Raw genomic sequence first — 16,996 nt, 5'->3', positions numbered from 1 at the left:
ACCAGGGTAACTTTCAGGAAATTATTGGAAGAAGTTAAAGCACTCCAGTTGAGGCTATACTGAGGCAACAAATAGGGGCTGCAACTGACAGGGAAATTACTCTGGGCTAAAAGCACCCTTTCCCCGAAAGGAGAAATAATTAGAAGTAGAATCAGAAAGACTTTGATCGGTGAGAGAACTGATCGGTAATACTTCAACATCATTATTGTTTATTAAGAATTAATAAATCAAACAGTGGTGTGTTGAAGGATAAAGTCCTTATCAAAAGTGAATTTCTGCTTAAATATTAAAACAGGCAAATTTGAGGCTGGTTTAGTTACATTTTTTGGAGTAAAATGACGGTTTTTTGACAAATGTTAAGAGATTGATATTTTAAGGGTTGAAAATTAATGACCAATGCAGTTTTTGAAGTGACTTTAAAAGAAGGCTGCGTCTTATTAGCTCATTCCAATTTATTTGGTTATAGAATTGGTCAATGCCGTTCCGTTGACCCAATTTTATTAGTTAAATAGCTAAAGCCATTTCTTCATGAGATTTGGCTTTTTTGTTGTAAAGTGTCATTTCCAAAATCGTTTTCCCCACATTTCATCATTTCCTCTTTTGCCTTTTCCCCTTGCGAATAGACTAAAATTTTGTGGAACTTTTCCCTTATTTCTATTCAATAGAAATATTTTTTTGCGATTTTCGGATTTTTGACTCTTAGATTCTTCCATCTGTTCTGAGACACACCTGCCTGAGAATATGCTCGTTTGAAAAGACTTAAACGAGGGCGGGGAGCCAGGATATCGTTTATTTCGAATCCATATGTTATATGCAACTTGTTCATTTAATATTCCGTAGAGCTCTGCTGAACTCTACGGACAGATTTCAATGTTGTACTAAATCTTCTATCCAATAACAAAGCGATGTTCAAAAGGCGTAATTCCGGTTAAAAAGACCCGCATACCCTCTGTTTTAAGGCTGCCAAAGTGTGAAGAGTACATTTCGCCTTCAAGTCCGGTAATCTTAGCATGCTTGGAAATACCTTCCCCGAATTTTATACTGTCTTTTCCATAACTATACTCACCAGTTCCGTTTTCCAGTAAATAATCGTTTGAAGCACCTTCTATCTTCTTTAATCCGCTCAACAGTCCGCCTTCTTTGAAACAAAGCTCGATGGTTACACGCACTCCTTCAGCTCCTTTTGTCTGAAAGAATAACTCATTTGTACCATTTTTTTCTTCTGAAGTAATCGTTGTTTCCAGTGTTTTAATATTGCTTTGCGGGCGATGTGCAAAATCCATTTTGTTCCAGAATCTTCCGTCGGTGCTTGATGAGTGTTTGTAATCACCGTCGGCTCTCTTAAATTGTTTGGGTAATGGCTGATAGTAAGGAGCTTCAATTTTCTGATGCAAAATATATTTGCCATTTTCATGCGTAATTCCATGACTCCTGAAATAGCCTGTGTTAAAGAAATCCGTTGAAAATCTCATGTATTTCAGAATGGCTTCTCCTTTTCTGAAAGCAAAGAAATTCGGATTAGTTGATCTTCCGGAAGCAATAGTTATCGGAAAGTCATTTCCACCAAACAGAGTAGTAGTGGTATCATTTCTTCTGATTCTTACGAGATTGGTCGTCTTAAAGAATTTCTCAAAATTAACAGAAGGATTTTGAGGAGCCGGAAGTGGTTTCAGATAGAAAGGTTCATCCAGAAGAAAAGGCAATAAATCAACACTTATCTTTTCCTCGAAACCTTTTATTCCTTCAATAAATCTGGTAATGGCCGAAAATTCCGCATTGTTATCTTTAATGGCCAGATAACGGTAATCATGATAATAATTCAGAATATTGATCGGTAAGTACTGATCTTGTCTTCTTGAGTCATTGGTCACTAAATCTCCGTTAGGTTCCATGTAAAAATAGGTCAGATTAAGATTTTTACGTACCGGTTCCAACAATTTAGGTCTTTTCAGCAAACGGGACATGGTAATAAGGCATCGGTCTATCACTTCTGAATAAATCATGCTTCTTTCCAGATAATGTCCTTCACTATCATTATAAATACCTTCTGAAAGCCATTCGTCGATCCGGCTGACATAGGCCGGATTTGGAAATAACGCATTTATCTGGGATAAAGCCGCAGAAACTACCCAGCGATGATTGGGTGTATGTATGCCGCCTGTTCTCAGGGCTTCGCCAGCTTTCAGAATAAATACTTTCAGAGAGCTTTTTACTTCATTGAGAGATGCCGTATTATTTTTCTTTAAAATAGTAGCTGCAACACAAAGCGGCTCCAGAATGAAAGCAGTATCAGGTGGAGAAGCCAAATTGCCTAAATCAAGAGTGCCATCTTCTTTTTGGGCTTTTAACAAAAAACGAATGATTTTATTTAGAAATGGTACCAACTCTTCTTTTTGATAGTAAGGAGAAGTCGGTTCACAAAAAGCAGCGGATAAATTTGCCAGATCATATCCTAACCTTCTTCGGATATCGATAATATCTGAGGCCAGAACCTGGAGAATTTTTGCTACTTCTTTACTATTAGCCTGAACTGTTTTTTGATAAAAGTCTTCTTCCGTGATTTTTTCACATTGAGCCTTGCTGATATAAGGAGAAAGAACGGCAAAGGCACTAAGTCCTAAAAACTGATTTAAGAATGATTTTCTTGATATATTTTCCATATTTCTTTGAGTAATTAATGAATCGCGATACACTTCCCTTTGTAAAAAGGTCAGGACTACCTGATTTTACTCATAGAAATTAACCGGGGAAATCTGGAAAAGCGAACCCTGGATATATTCCTTGTAATGAATGCCTGAGAACGGAAAGCTTTTGATAAGTTCATATTTTTCTTCAGGATGTCTTCTGAGTAACTTCATTTCCGAAGCATAAAAATCACCGCTGAAGGGTTTGTGTTCCCAGTCATTATACGCCTGGGTATATTGACCAAGCCTCATTCCTCTTGCAATGGTTAAATGAGGTGTGAGAGAATAAAACTTACTTTTCCCGAGCAGACTGCCAAATCTGGCCCGAATGTTTTTAACAATTTTTATAATCGGGACTGTAGCAGCGGGTTCGACTTTCAGATAAATGGTTTTGAAGGGAAAACCGCCAAAACCATTGAGATTGACCTGAAAAGGAGATACTTCGGCTGAAATTCTGTCGAAACCCCGGATAATCTTCTTTTCCATTCCTATATGCTGCTTAAAATTGCTCAGCGTAATATGAGGATACAGATGTTTTGCTTTTTCACAACCATACATGTCACTGAAATGCGCTTTGATCCTCATGATTTCTGAAGAAAGCTGTGATTGCTTTTCCGGTGATAAAATCAATAAATACTCATATTTCAAATCTTCTGAATTTTGCAGGAAATTGGTGTTCATACCGATAAGATTTATGATTTTCAGAGATTAAAATATCCGTTCAATGATTCAGTTTAACCTTGAAGGCGCAATGCCGTAAGCCTTTTTAAAAGCGAAGGAAAAATGAGAAAAATCTTTAAACCCTACTTCGAGGTAAACATCAGAAGATCGCCAGCCTTTTTCCTTAATCAGATAATAAGCATCATTTAACCTTTTCCGTTGTAACCAGCGATTGGGTGAATCATGGTAAATCTTCTCAAAATCCCTTTTAAAGGTTGCCAGACTTCTGCCTGTAAGGTACGCAAAACGACTGAGATCAACGTTAAATTTGTAATGCGTATTCATATAAGCCTCCAGATCTATCTTTCCCGGTTCACTGAAATCAAAGAGAATATTCTTTAAAGAGGGATTGGATTCCAGTAAAATCATAATTGCTTCTTTAACTTTTAGGGTAGTCAGGGCCTTGCTGATATCATTTTCGCCATTTAAATAAGGTGTTAACGATTCAATATAATTTTTAAAAAGATTATTCGGTTTTAAAGATAATACCCCTTCTCCGTTATAAGGCTGGCTTATTTCCAGATTATTTTCCTCCTGAATGCTCCTTAAAGTTTCCTGATCCATAGAAATGGAGATAGATTTGTAGGCTCCGCCCGGAGGAGGAAATTTTATATACCTCGCCAATTGATTTTTTCTGAAAAATCTGAAATCACCTTCCCTGGAAAAATAAGTTTTTCCGCCAACAGATACCTCAGAATTTCCCGAATATATATAACTGAATATATGATTGGCGTTAAAAGATTCTCCTTCCCCGTTTTTATGCTGGTAACAGGAATAAAGTATATCGGGTCGAGTTTGTTCTTGTTTCTCCATAACCAAATTTAATAAAGCAAACCGTATTACTGTAACGATTTTATACAGCAATACGGTTTCATGGTCTGATAATAACTGATTATCCAAGCTTACTTGTTTGTGAATGATTTACCCATTTCGGTTTCCAGAAAATCACGGGCTTCATCATGATCTGTAGAAATGCTGGTTTTTATCCATTTTTCAAGTTCTGCGCTTCTTTCTGCATCAGCATGTTTTAGTAAACCGATTGCCTCACTTCCCAAAACAAGATGTATTGGAGGTTCAGGATGTTCAACTAGTTCAACCATTACTTTTGCGGCTTTTTCAGGATCTCCCATCGGAACAAAGCCACCTTCTTTGAAGAAATCGACACGTTTGTCAACCGTGGTTTCATAACCCTCAGGCGATTCAGCATAAGACATGGAATCTCCTGCCCAATCGGTACGGAAACCACCCGGTTCCACGCTGGTTACAAGTATGCCAAGCGGTGCCACTTCTTTTGATAATGCTTCACTAAAGCCGCTTAATCCAAACTTTGATGCCTGGTATATTGTTAATCCGGCATTTCCTACTCGTCCTCCCACTGAACTGATTTGCAGAATTCTTCCTGAACGTTGTGCCCGCATATATGGCAGTATGGCACGTGTTATTTCTATGGGCGCATATAAATTTGTTTCCAGCTGACTTCGCACCTGCTGATAAGTGAAAGCCTCTGCTGCGCCAATAATACCAAAACCTGCATTATTGACCAATACATCAATTTTACCGAAACGGGTAATGGCTTTTTCAACGACCTGATAAATTTCTTCCCGTAAGGTAACATCCAGCTTTACAGCATAGATTTGCTCAGGGTATTTTTCTGTAAGGTCTTTTAATTGTTCAGGATTTCTGGCGGTTGCAACAACCTGATCTCCTTTTGCTAAAACTGCTTCTGTCAGGCTTCTTCCTAATCCTCTGGAACTACCTGTAATAAACCAAACTTTTCTCATGATTTCTGATTTTTATTTGATACAAAATTAGGTCTGATTGAAGCCTTCCTGTTTTGTTAAAAAGCTCAAAGTATTTTGTTCAGAAGCTCATGTAACTCCTGTTTTCTTCCTGTTTTGTGAAAAACCGGAGTTATTCAACGTTGGATATATAAAATCTGAGGGTTTTAAGATTCAGTCTCTGAGTATATTTATGCTGTTTCTCTGTTGATTATGCAAATTCCTTCAGCTTATTTTCTGGACTATTTTATTGATCCGGGGTTTTCAGACACAAAGATGTATTTTTGGAGTTTCTTATTCTGGCTGAGCGGTAGATATGTTTTCAGATCAATTTCTGGGAAATAATGTTTTTGAGAACAGGATTGAACTCTGGCAAAACTGACTGAAAAAAGCATCCGGAAATTAATATATTGTTGTTACGGAGGAAAGGGGAGAATAACCGGGTTTATTTGCGTGTATGGCGATGAAAATGAGGAGTTTGGTTGATAATTTATAGGTAAATCCGGATTTTAAAGGGAGAGGAATTGGCAGCCGGCTTTTGAGAAAGGCCGCATACTGGATCCGGATAAAAACGGTTTTATTGTTGTACCAGATTTTTTAATTTTTTGTGATATGAATTTTGTAGCATTTGATTTTGAAACCGCCAATGAATACAAAGACAGCGCTTGCGAGATAGGAATTGCGATCGTGGAGAACGGCATTGTAAAAGAGCAGAAATCCTGGTTGATCAAACCTAAGAAAATGTACTTTAACCCGTTCAATGTAATGATTCATGGCATTGATGAATATCAGGTATGGGATAAGCCCGAATTTGATGTGATCTGGGAAGAAGTAAGACCTTACCTGGAAAATAATTATGTGGTAGCTCATAATGTTGGTTTCGACATAAGTGTTTTAAAAAGTACGCTGGATGCATACGGACTGCCGTATCCGCATTTGAAATTTTTGTGTTCGCATAAAGTTGCCAGAAGGGTTTGGCCAGGTCTGGTAAAGTATGATTTAAAAACCGTGTCATCTTATCATAATATTACGTTTCGTCATCATAAAGCCGGAGACGATGCAGAGGCCTGCGCAAGAATATTAATCAAAGCCTTTGAAAAACTGAGACTTGAGAGTTTTGATGAACTGGTGAAAATGATATCTGTCAAGGTAGGCAAACTGGATGCAAATGGTTATGATTCTTCCGAAATAAGGCCAAAATCAAAGATAAAACCCAGAAATCCCATAGTCGGGGATGTACTCAAACGTAATCCGGAACACATATTCTTTCAAAAACAGGTTGTATTTACCGGAACCTTACAATCAATGACCCGATCGGAAGCTCAGAAAAAGATAGCAGACATAGGTGGTATAATTGATGATATAATTACCATTCGTACAAATTACCTCGTCATTGGAAGGAAAGATTATAAAAGAGATAATGGAATAAGTTTAAGCAGTAAACATAAAAGAACACAGGAGTTTTTACAAAAAGGAGCAAATATTGAAATCCTGTCTGAGGAGGATTTCTTAAGAATGCTGTGATAATTCCCCATGCTCTGTGGCACACAGAGCATAGAAGCCAAAATGAAAGGATCCTGTATTGAGAATTGTGGTTTGTGTGTCACAAACCACGGTTTCAACGGTTTCAGGACATTGAAAAGTAGTTTGTGTGTTTTAGACACAGTATGGAAATCCTCCCCATGCTCTGTGGCACACAGAGCATAAAATCTCGGAGAGCATAAGAGTTAAAATGAAATTGTTACTACATTGAGAATTGTGGTTTGTATGCCACAAACTACGGCTTTTTGAAATAAATAAGGAATTACATAAATTTAAAGATGACATAAAAATCATTCTACACTAAAAAATAATATAATGAAATCTTCAAATCAATTTAGAAAGGCTATTCGTAACTCAAGAATGAGCTTAAATGAAGTATACTTTTGGACTTCAACCATAAAAGATTGGAAAAAGTTATTGAATCAGGAAAAGTATAAAAAATTAGTTGTTGACTGTTTAAAAGAGCTTGTCGAAAAACAATTAATTAAGGTTTATGCTTTTGTTATTATGCCAAATCATATTCATCTTATTTGGGAATTGTGTTCAAAAAATGGCAGAGAGATGCCTCATGCTTCATTCAGTAAGAAAACAGCTCATGAAATTGTAAAGGATTTGAAATCCAATCATGTTAATGTTCTGAAACATTTCAAGGTTCAGGAAACGGAACGGGAATATAGAGTATGGCAGCGTGATGCCTTGGCAATTTTGATGGATACCAAATTTAAGGTGGAACAGAAGATTGATTATATTCACACCAATCCATTGCAAGAGAGATGGAATTTAGCAGAAAGTCCTGAGAAATATGTTTGGTCTTCTGCAAAATATTATGAGACAGGAATTGATGATTTTGGGATATTAACACATTATATGGAACAATTTTAAACAACGTATTATCTCCCTATGCTCTGTGGCACACAGAGCATAGAAGCCAAAATGAAAGGATGCTGTATTGAGAATTGTGGTTTGTGTGCCACAAACCACGGTTTTTGAAAGCCCTCAGTATCTCAAAAATGCTTTACAGCAATTAAAAATTATTCTCCCTAACTCTACATGGGTTGAAATTCATGGTGTAGATCATGCCGCTACTTGGAATCCAGAACGTGGTGGTAATCCTATTCATGTTGCCAATGCTGTTAAAAAATACTTATTGGGAAAATAGTAATTATAGCCCCCTCCCCATGCTCTGTGACCCAAAGAGTATAAAAGCAGAGGGTGGTTTGTGTGCCACAAACCACGGTTTCAACGGTTTCAGGACATTGAAAAGTAGTTTGTGTGTTTTAGACACAGTATGGAAATCTTTGAAATTTATGTTGTAAATTTACCTGATCCTAAACAATTTACTCATGAAAATATCATTCCTGACTCCTTTCAATATTCGGGTTATAGCCTTATTTACCATTACCTTATTTGCATTTCCATTCAATCGTTTATCGGCTCAGAATACGGCTAAGGAGAAATTACTTTTTGGCGTAGCTTACTATGATGAATACATGCCTTCCGAGCGACTGGAAAAAGATGTTGTCATGATGAAGGAAGCAGGAATCAATGTAGTAAGAATTGCAGAATCTACCTGGAGTACCGTAGAACCTCAGGATAATGTTTTTGATTTTTCCCATATCGACAGGGTGCTGAATGCCATGCATAAAGGAGGAATAAAAGTCATTATTGGCACGCCCACTTATGCTGTTCCTACCTGGCTGGTAAGAAAATATCCGGACGTATTAGCTTTTACTTCACATGGACAAAACAGATATGGTGTTCGTCAGAATATGGATATTACCAATACTCATTTTCGTTTTCATGCGGAAAGGGTTATCCGTAAAATCATGGAACATGTAAAAGACCATCCGGCTATCATAGGATATCAGGTTGACAATGAGACCAAACACTATAATACAGCAGGGCCGGAGGTACAGAAACTTTTTGTGCAATACATGAGAGGAAAGTTTCAGTCACTCGACAAAATAAACAAAGCATTCGGATTAGATTACTGGAGTAACCGGATTAATAGCTGGGAAGATTTTCCCTCAACTTTAGGGACAATTAATGCAAGTCTTGCTGCTGAATTTTCTAAGTTTCAACGAAAAGAAGTTACAGATTACCTTGCCTGGCAAGCTGCTATTGTAAAAGAGTATAAACGTCCGGAGCAATTTGTAACCCAGAACTTTGATTTTGAATGGAGAGGCTATTCCTATGGAATCCAACCGGATGTAGATCATTTTGCTGCTGCCAAAGCTCTTGATATTGCCGGAGTTGATATTTACCATCCTTCTCAGGATAATCTGACCGGCCTTGAGATTTCTTTTGGAGGAGATATGGCCCGTTCTATGAAAAACGGTAAAAACTATCTGGTAATTGAAACAGAAGCGCAGGGTTTTCCTCAATGGCTTCCATACCCGAATCAGCTTCGTCTGCAAGCTTTCAGCCATCTGGCTTCGGGAGCGAATATGCTGGAATACTGGCATTGGCATTCAATCCATAATTCAGCAGAAACGTATTGGAAAGGGTTATTAAGTCATGATTTTGAACCCAATCCTACTTACAACGAAGCAAAAACCATCGGTAAAGATTTTGAAAGAATCGGAGACCATCTCATTAACCTGAAAAAGAAAAGCGATGTTGCTATTTTATTCAGCAATGAAGCGTTGACAGCCTTTAACGCCTTTAGTTTTGGCTGGGGAGCGAAAGAAAATTATAATGACATTTTGCGTCCCTTTTATGATGCTTTATATCGTAGTAACCTCGATGTTGATTTTATTGATCCAACGAGTACAGATATTGAGAAATATAAGCTAATAATTGTGCCGGCCTTATATGCCGCTCCTGACAGCTTATTGAATCGTCTGAATCGATTTGTAAAAAACGGAGGAAATGTGGTCTATACTTTTAAAAGTGGTTTTTCTGATGAAAATGTAAAAGTAAGACCTGCGGTGCAGCCCGGAATTATTAATGAAGCCTGTGGCATTTCATATAGTCAGTTTACGATTCCGGACAATGTAAGCCTGAAGGGCGATCCTTACAAGGTAGGAAAAGAAAAGAATCAGGTAAAAAACTGGATGGAACTTGTTACACCAACTACAGCTAAAGTGCTTGCATCTTATGACCATCCGGTTTGGGGAAAATATGCTGCTATTACGGAAAATAAATATGGTAAAGGAACAGCCACTTATATCGGCTGTATGACCAGTAACAGTCTTACCGAAAAGATTATACAGGAAACGGTGAAAAATGCAGGATTATGGGGTCCGAATCAAGAAATTGCTTTTCCGGTTATTACCAAATCCGGTGTAAATCAATACGGAAAAAAGATTCATTATTACTTCAACTATTCTTCTTCACCGGGTAACTTTACTTATCCATATAACGGAGGAACAGACTTACTTTCTAATACTCGCATCGATAAAAATGCCCGGATTACCTTGGAACCCTGGGGAATGAAGATTGTGGAAGAATAGTATATTTTGAGGTTTTCAAACAGGTTTTATTTTTCGGAAATAATACTTCCGGTTCGTGATTTCAGGCCGGAATTTGAAAACATATTTGTATGAAAAAACCTTCTTTTTCAGCTAATTTTACAGTACTAAAAACAGCTAAATATTAATCCGGTCATGGCCTTTTTCCCCGCAGCAAGTTCTATCCTTTCTTCAATTCATCTTAATGCATTTTTACAGGAGAAATATGCTTTTAGTACAGACGTTTCCTGTAAACTGATCAAAGCCGGAATAAATCATACTTATCTGATCAAAGATGGTTCTGATAAATTTATTTTCAGGATTTATAGCTTCAATTGGAGAACGGAAAAAGAAATTTCTGAGGAAATAAGACTTTTAACCCTGCTTCAAACGAATAGAATTCCGGTTTCTTATGCAATTGCTGATGTCAATGATAATTTTATTCAGACATTTGAAGCGATTGAAGGTAAAAGACTGGCCGTTCTTTTTTCATATGCAAATGGTGGGAAAATGCTCAGTTTTTCTCCGGAAATCCATTTTAAAATCGGAGAAATTATGGCAAATATTCATAAGCAGACTCTTGATTTAAAATTGGAGCGTGTTGAATATACGCCCGAAAGACTGGTTGAAGATTCTCTTGTCAATCTTGCCGGATTTCTTCCGGAAGAATCTAAGGAGATGGCTTTTATGAAATCTACCCAGCAATACCTCAAACAGGAATTACTCAGCGTAGATTTATCTGAAATCAGAAAGGGAGTCGTGCACCTTGACATCTGGTTTGACAATCTTAACATCAGTTCAGATAATGAGGTTACAATTTTCGATTTTGATTTCTGTGGAAATGGCTGGCTTTGTTTAGACATTGCTTACTATGTATTGCAGATTCATAGTACGGAAAAGGACGAGAATGAATGTAATCTCAGAAAAGAAAGCTTTTTAAGAGGTTATGAATCTGTTACAGCGATTTCCGGCGAAGAAAAGCGTCTTTTGCCAATGTTAGGAGTGGCGCTTTACCTGTTTTACATTGGTATTCAGTGTGAGCGATATGAAAACTGGTCAAATACCTTCCTGAATGAGGTTTATCTGAAACGATATATCAATCTGCTGATTAAAAAATACTTTGAAAGCAATCAATAAATAATACTTAATCTTAACGCTGTCAACCAATTAATTCTCAATATAACCGATAAATGAACCTGATTCGCCCGGCTTCTCTTTTTACCTTTTTCTGTTTTTTAAGTATTTTTTCTGCTTTTGCACAATCGATTCCTTTGAAGACCCGGGTTGATTCTCTGATCAAACTGAACGTTCCGAGGAAATTTAACGGTGTTATTGCCATCGCTCAATCCGGGAAAATAATATACTCCCAAAACTATGGTTATTCTGACTTTGCTCAGAAAACCTCTTTTACCGAAGAAAGTCAGTTTATTCTTGGGTCGCTAAGCAAGCAGTTTACAGCCGTTTTAGTGCTTCAGGAACTTGATAAAGGGCATTTGTCTTTAAAAGATCCTATCCGAAAATACCTGCCTGATTTAAAGGAAAGCTGGGCCGATTCTGTAACGGTTCATCATTTGCTTAATCATACTTCCGGAATTGTGGCTTTGGATAAACCTTTGTCCTTTAAACCGGGTACAAAGTTTTCATATTCCCCCTTGCTTTGTTACCAGCTTTTAGCGCAAATCGCAGAGAAACTGAGTGGCAAAACTTATCAGGAGCTGATGAAAACACTCTTTGAGAAATGTGATATGACCAATTCAACCATTCCTGTTGCATATAAGTCTGGAAAATTGGTTTCATGTTATTCGGAAGAAAATGACGGTACTTTGGCATTGGAAAAGGTTAAACCGGAGGAACTGGGATTTGCAACGCCGGGCGGAGGCATTATTTCTACTAAAAATGATTTGATTAAATGGAATGAAGCACTTCACCACGGGAAATTACTAAAAACGAATACCTATAAATTGATGGCTACTGCATCTTCTTCCAGAGAACATGCCAGATGGGGAAATATTGATTATGGTTACGGACTTCAGATTGATAAGCAGGATGACATTTTAGAGCTAAGCCATAGCGGCGCTTTGATTGGTTTTATCTCTTCCAATTTGTATTTTCCTGAAACAGAAACAAGTATTGTCATCCTTGAAAATATTGCCTGGAATTTTGATAACGTCATACGTACCTTTTTCTTCCATGACCAAATCCGGAAAATTGTAAAAGAAAACCTGAAAAGATAGCACTTTTGGTTTGGTATAAATCGCTGAAAAAACTCCCTGAAATCAAAGATGTTTCAGGGAGTTTTAAGCTTTATGGGTATATCTGTTGTTCAGTGGGTTAAAGGACAGCTACTTTAGCTGTCTTACTGTAATATGAGATTCCTTTCCCATTTTCCAGAGATCTCCTTTTACCTGTATCGATTCTCCGGTATTGACAGAGCGGTATTGCGATGGGTCAGTAAGGTTAGCCCGGCTGATCGTAGCAAAATATACTTTGTGCTTTGATGTAATGATTTTGGCAGTAAAACCATCTTTCCCCCGCTGAATCTCCGCTACCTGACCTGTAATAAAGTCATTCTTTGCCTGAGAAGCAGATGTCTGTGCCGTATTCTTTTGAGCACAGTTTACAGAAGTAATGAGTGTTGAAAATGTAAAAAGGTATAAAAAAGTCTTATTCATGAAAATGATCTTTGTAATGCCTGTTTGTAATATATGACCTCAGATTTAACTCTTATATAACCTGAATATTGTGGCATAATCCCATGAATTTATAAAAACTTCCTGAAGCAGAGCGAGTCATCGCTGAGGTTTTATTTCCCCTTTGCTATTTCAAGAAGCATTCCCGCGGCATTTTTATTCTCTGAATACACTTCTACAGCCTTTTTATAGTAAATAATGGCTAACTCCTTACTGCCTTTTTTGTAATAAGATTCTGCAATAAGCTCGTACGCATATGAAAAATCTTCCTTATTGGGATTCGCCAATGTAGCAAGGTGAAACATCTTAATTGCGTCGTCAAAGTGTTCGCGTCTCATTAAGTATTTGCCGGTACTGACCAGATCGTATTTTTCACCTGAGAAATCATATTTGTTCTGCTCAGAGGCCTTTATCTGGTTCAAAAAAGCAATTCCCTGTTCAAAATTGTTTAAGACCTTTTCCCTGATATCAAGATAAATGGATTTCTTCGGAACTTTATAAGGCTGGCCTTCAAGTATGGCAAGTATGGCATCTTTGAGGGCATGTACCTTGAAATTTTGATTGTTCGTCATAAGAATAATAGTGATATCTTTTTGCAGATTACTGTACATCAGGGCTTCATAATTGTAGTTCGAACCATGATGCTGATGCCAGATCAGTTTACCGTTTTCGTATTTTGTTCCGCCAAGACTGGTTTCGCTATTGGGAAAGCCTTCGGAAAGTTCTTTGAAAGAATTTTCGCTGATAATTTTGTAAGAATTAAGACATTGAGCCCACCTGAACAAATCTTCCGCAGGCAATCGTACCCAGCCGGTCATATTTTGCTGATAGATTGTTTCCCTGAAATTATTGTCAAACGGAATAGCTGTGATGGTATTAATACCCGGTTTATCTACATAAGACTGATCCATTTTGCAGGGTTTCAGCAGGAAAGTTTCTACAAACCGGCTGTAAGAAATACCCGTAATTTTCTGAATAATTGCCCTTTGCAGATAAACATTGCTGATATTGTAATCAAACGCCGTACCCGGTTCGAATTGCAGGTTTTTCAGCAGACTTATTTCTTTCAGAATAGCTGTATCAGACAGAGCTTTACTATTGGGTAGACCGCTGGTATATTGCAGCAAATGTTTCAGCTGGATTTTTTCAGCCCAGGCTGGCAGTTCCGGGAAATATTTCGACAGTTTATCACTAAGTTTTAACTTTCCTTTTTCCTGTAAAAGCATAATCCCGACAGAATTGAATTCTTTGGAAATAGAACCGATATCAAAACAATGATCCGGGCTTAATTTAACTGTTTTGCTGCCATTTGCATATCCAGTTTCGGCATGATAAACGATTTTTCCATGTTCTGAAACCAGGGCGTTTCCATTAAAAACGCCAATCTGATGCGCTGCCTCTAAAAGAGAATCAAGCTGTTTCACTTTTGTAGGACTGAGTTGCGCCAGGAGGTTATTTCCTGAAACAATTGAGAAAAAAAGAATGAGGAATATGAAAGGAATTTTACACATAAACTGATGTTTTGAAATGATTGATATTTATTAGCCGATACAATTTTAACCTGGAATTCAGGATTTTATGAGCCATGACTTGTCAACTGCTCCAATTACTTTCGAATTGCACTTTTCTTTTTACAATAAGCCTTATCTTTCGAACATAAATTTTGATCAGCTTTAAAATGTTTACAACAAAAGGATTCAGGACTGTTTTGTATCTCTGCATGACCTTTATTGCTGCTTCCTGTAAACTTGATAATTTTCAAAAAACGGAAGGAGCAAAGCTGAAGACCGGAGATAATCCGGCCTGGGCAGCAAAGGACTTTGATGACCACCACTGGCTCTCTGCAAATGGGATCAATGGGAAAACGGTACTTTGGTTAAGATTTCATATAAAAGTAGATTCTGCTCTGCGTCCTTATAAGGCATTAGGAATGGAAGCGATTTCATTAGGTTCTTTTGATGCTTTTTGGGATGGTGTCAAGGTAGGAGAAAACGGGAAAATAGGGAAATCGAAAACAGAGGAAATTCCCGGAAAACACAGAAGCTATTTTTTAATTCCGGATTCTCTGGCAACTCAGGGAAACCATATAATTGCCTTACGGGTTTCTAATTTTTATGCCTTAAATAATTACAGTTTTTATAATGTAATCGTCGCAGATTATTTCAGCCTTGCCAGAAATGCCCTTATTTCTACACTTTGGATGCATCTGTTGGGAGGAGCGTATTTTGTCGGAGCGTTGTATTACCTCTTTCTTTTCCTGAATAAACGGAAAGAATATTCTTTTCTGAGCTTCAGTATTATCTGCTTTTTGTTTTTCGGACTGATTATGCTGGAATACTCCGGTCGTTACCTGCTTTATCCTTATTATTTTCAAACCATCAGACTTGAGCTGATAGGCATATTTACTTTTATCCTGTCCTTCCTGATCCCGCATTTTTTTACCATGCAATTCTCATTTCCGACAAAGAGATTTTACCTTTGGATGCTTTTTTTCATTCTGGCGGGAATTTATGGCTGGTATTTCAAACGATATGATCTCACGGCCCATTTAATGAGTTTAACAATGTGGATCGCCTCATTTATTGTTGTAAGTTATGCGGTTGTGCAGAAGAAAAAAGGGAGTACTGTTGTTTTTTGCGGAATCCTGTTGAGTGGTGTACTGGCGGTTTTAATTTATTACGACTACAGCTTATTTATCAGCTTTACGATTATTATTTTCTGCATGCTTTATTTGCTTAGTCTCAGGATTAAAGAAATTGAAAATGCTTATCATTCCTCTCAGATGCTTTCTTCCAGACTGGAAGCTGAGTTATTGAAAAAGAGTATTCAACCACATTTTCTTATGAATACACTTACTTCATTGATCGACTGGGTGGAGGAGTCCCCACGACAGGGAGTCATATTTATTGAAGCACTGGCCGGTGAATTTGAAATTTTCAGCAAGATTTCGACCTTAAAACTCATTCCGGTTGAGCAGGAGATCCAGTTATGTAAAAGCCATCTTGCCGTGATGAAATTCAGAAAAGAGATTGATTATATCTGGGAAGATTCCGGCATTGATCCTTCAGAAATGACCCCGCCCGGTCTGATTCATACAGCCCTTGAAAATGGTGTTACCCATAGTCAGGCCCTGGCTGACGGATCAATCAGGTTCAGACTCTCTTTTGAAAAATCGAAAGATTTTAAGCAATATCAATTGACAACCACTGCCCAAAACCGACCCAAAACTTCTGAAAAACAGGCTGGAACCGGTATCAGATATATGGAAGCCCGGTTGAGAGAAAGTTATGATTCTGACTGGGAGCTGCATTCTGAAAGTATGGAAAACGGCTGGCAGACGACCATTAAAATTTATAAAAAATCATGAATATTCTGATTATTGAAGATGAGGCCAGAATTGCCGGAAGGATAGAAAGGATAAGCCGGGACGTTTTGAGAAGAAATGCCGGTAATATCACCATCAGGGATTCTTTACAGGAAGGCATAGATTTTATCCTCACTCATCCGATCGACCTGTTATTTCTTGATCTGAACCTCAATGGAGAAGATGGTTTTGACGTACTGAGGAAAGTTGTTTCTGAATCATTTCATACCATTATTATTTCAGCCTATAAGGAGAAAGCAATTCTGGCATTTGAATATGGTGTTCTGGATTTTATTCCCAAACCTTTTGACCAGGCCAGACTGGCGCAGGCTTTTCAGCGGATTTCTAATCATGAAAAACAAGAGGGAAAAGGGCTCAGGTTTCTGGCGGTTAAAAAGAATGGCAATATTCTGCTTATTGACATCAATGAGTTATTATATGTAAAAGGAGCAGGGATCTATACCGAGCTTCATTTGAAAAATGGCAGGAAAGAGCTGCATGATAAATCATTGGAGAAACTGGAACAACTTCTTCCGGATTCGTTTGGAAGAATACATAAATCTTATCTGGTAGAAATGGCTCAGATTCAAGAGATTATTGTTCAGTCGGGGAGCAAGTATATGATTTTACTGAAAAACGGAGAACTTTTGCCAATCGGCAGAACACGTTACAAACTCCTGAAAGAGAAGCTATTTAAAGAGTTATAAGATTTAACTTAAAAAACCCGCAATTCCCGAAGCCTTCTTCGTTCCGGGAATTGCGGGTT

General features: G+C 37.7%; 15 protein-coding genes and 1 pseudogene. 9 read left to right on the top strand and 7 right to left on the bottom strand.

The genetic code is table 11. From position 1 onward, the window contains the following. The 5 genes from BM179_RS25625 to BM179_RS21590 form a co-directional block, all read right to left on the bottom strand. A partial coding sequence (locus BM179_RS25625) for a hypothetical protein (protein WP_218159269.1) occupies nt 1-203 on the bottom strand: 203 nt, incomplete at its 3' end. 684 nt (nt 204-887) lie between these two features. Then, the gene (locus tag BM179_RS21605) at nt 888-2,660 is read right to left on the bottom strand and encodes a hypothetical protein (protein ID WP_092019251.1); all 1,773 of its coding nucleotides are present in this window, start codon (nt 2,658-2,660) and stop codon (nt 888-890) included. A 66-nt stretch (nt 2,661-2,726) separates the two neighbouring features. Further along, nucleotides 2,727-3,365 carry a 2'-5' RNA ligase family protein gene (locus BM179_RS21600; protein ID WP_092019250.1) on the bottom strand — a complete coding sequence of 213 codons (639 nt, stop codon included), beginning with the start codon at nt 3,363-3,365 and terminating at the stop codon, nt 2,727-2,729. 48 nt (nt 3,366-3,413) lie between these two features. After that, nucleotides 3,414-4,217, bottom strand: a complete 804-nt coding sequence (locus BM179_RS21595) for an AraC family transcriptional regulator (RefSeq protein WP_092019264.1) — start codon at nt 4,215-4,217, stop codon at nt 3,414-3,416. Nucleotides 4,218-4,306: 89 nt separating this feature from the next. Further along, nucleotides 4,307-5,185, bottom strand: coding sequence for an oxidoreductase (locus tag BM179_RS21590; protein ID WP_092019249.1), 879 nt, complete (start codon nt 5,183-5,185; stop codon nt 4,307-4,309). A gap of 499 nt (nt 5,186-5,684) precedes the next feature. Between BM179_RS21590 and BM179_RS25825 the strand changes: the two are divergent. From BM179_RS25825 to BM179_RS21560, 7 genes and pseudogenes are all read left to right on the top strand, one after another. Further along, a pseudogene (locus tag BM179_RS25825) lies at nt 5,685-5,783 on the top strand (GNAT family N-acetyltransferase); the annotation flags it as partial. Between the two features lie 11 nt (nt 5,784-5,794). Next, nucleotides 5,795-6,706, top strand: a complete 912-nt coding sequence (locus BM179_RS21585; RefSeq protein ID WP_092019248.1) for an exonuclease domain-containing protein — start codon at nt 5,795-5,797, stop codon at nt 6,704-6,706. Nucleotides 6,707-7,039: 333 nt separating this feature from the next. After that, nucleotides 7,040-7,606: a transposase gene (locus tag BM179_RS21580; protein ID WP_229633013.1), complete on the top strand. Its 567-nt coding sequence runs from the start codon at nt 7,040-7,042 to the stop codon at nt 7,604-7,606. Between the two features lie 85 nt (nt 7,607-7,691). After that, entirely contained in the window at nt 7,692-7,883 is a 192-nt protein-coding gene (locus BM179_RS21575) for a hypothetical protein (protein ID WP_092019246.1), read from the top strand. Nucleotides 7,884-8,067: 184 nt separating this feature from the next. Continuing rightward, nucleotides 8,068-10,179 (top strand): beta-galactosidase, encoded by a 2,112-nt coding sequence (locus tag BM179_RS21570; RefSeq protein WP_218159268.1) that lies wholly within the window; start codon nt 8,068-8,070, stop codon nt 10,177-10,179. A 153-nt stretch (nt 10,180-10,332) separates the two neighbouring features. Next, nucleotides 10,333-11,313, top strand: coding sequence for a phosphotransferase (locus BM179_RS21565; protein ID WP_092019245.1), 981 nt, complete (start codon nt 10,333-10,335; stop codon nt 11,311-11,313). A 53-nt stretch (nt 11,314-11,366) separates the two neighbouring features. Next, nucleotides 11,367-12,410, top strand: a complete 1,044-nt coding sequence (locus tag BM179_RS21560; RefSeq protein ID WP_092019244.1) for a serine hydrolase domain-containing protein — start codon at nt 11,367-11,369, stop codon at nt 12,408-12,410. A 108-nt stretch (nt 12,411-12,518) separates the two neighbouring features. Here the strand turns inward: BM179_RS21560 and BM179_RS21555 are convergent, their stop codons facing one another. Both BM179_RS21555 and BM179_RS21550 read right to left on the bottom strand, forming a co-directional pair. After that, nucleotides 12,519-12,848, bottom strand: coding sequence for a hypothetical protein (locus BM179_RS21555; protein WP_092019243.1), 330 nt, complete (start codon nt 12,846-12,848; stop codon nt 12,519-12,521). 131 nt (nt 12,849-12,979) lie between these two features. Further along, complete coding sequence (locus BM179_RS21550; RefSeq protein WP_092019242.1) at nt 12,980-14,377, bottom strand: serine hydrolase domain-containing protein; 1,398 nt, start codon at nt 14,375-14,377, stop codon at nt 12,980-12,982. Nucleotides 14,378-14,544: 167 nt separating this feature from the next. Here BM179_RS21550 and BM179_RS21545 point away from each other — a divergent pair, with 167 nt between their 5' ends. Next, complete coding sequence (locus BM179_RS21545; RefSeq protein ID WP_092019241.1) at nt 14,545-16,233, top strand: histidine kinase; 1,689 nt, start codon at nt 14,545-14,547, stop codon at nt 16,231-16,233. After that, nucleotides 16,230-16,937, top strand: a complete 708-nt coding sequence (locus BM179_RS21540; RefSeq protein ID WP_092019240.1) for a LytR/AlgR family response regulator transcription factor — start codon at nt 16,230-16,232, stop codon at nt 16,935-16,937. Before BM179_RS21545 ends, BM179_RS21540 begins: the two co-directional genes overlap by 4 nt. The last annotated feature ends 59 nt before the right edge of the window (nt 16,938-16,996 follow it).

This window comes from Pseudarcicella hirudinis (assembly GCF_900115665.1).
GTDB classification, from domain to species: domain Bacteria; phylum Bacteroidota; class Bacteroidia; order Cytophagales; family Spirosomataceae; genus Pseudarcicella; species Pseudarcicella hirudinis.
Note: the sequence above shows the minus strand (reverse complement) of the source record. Positions and strands in the feature narration are given on the sequence as shown.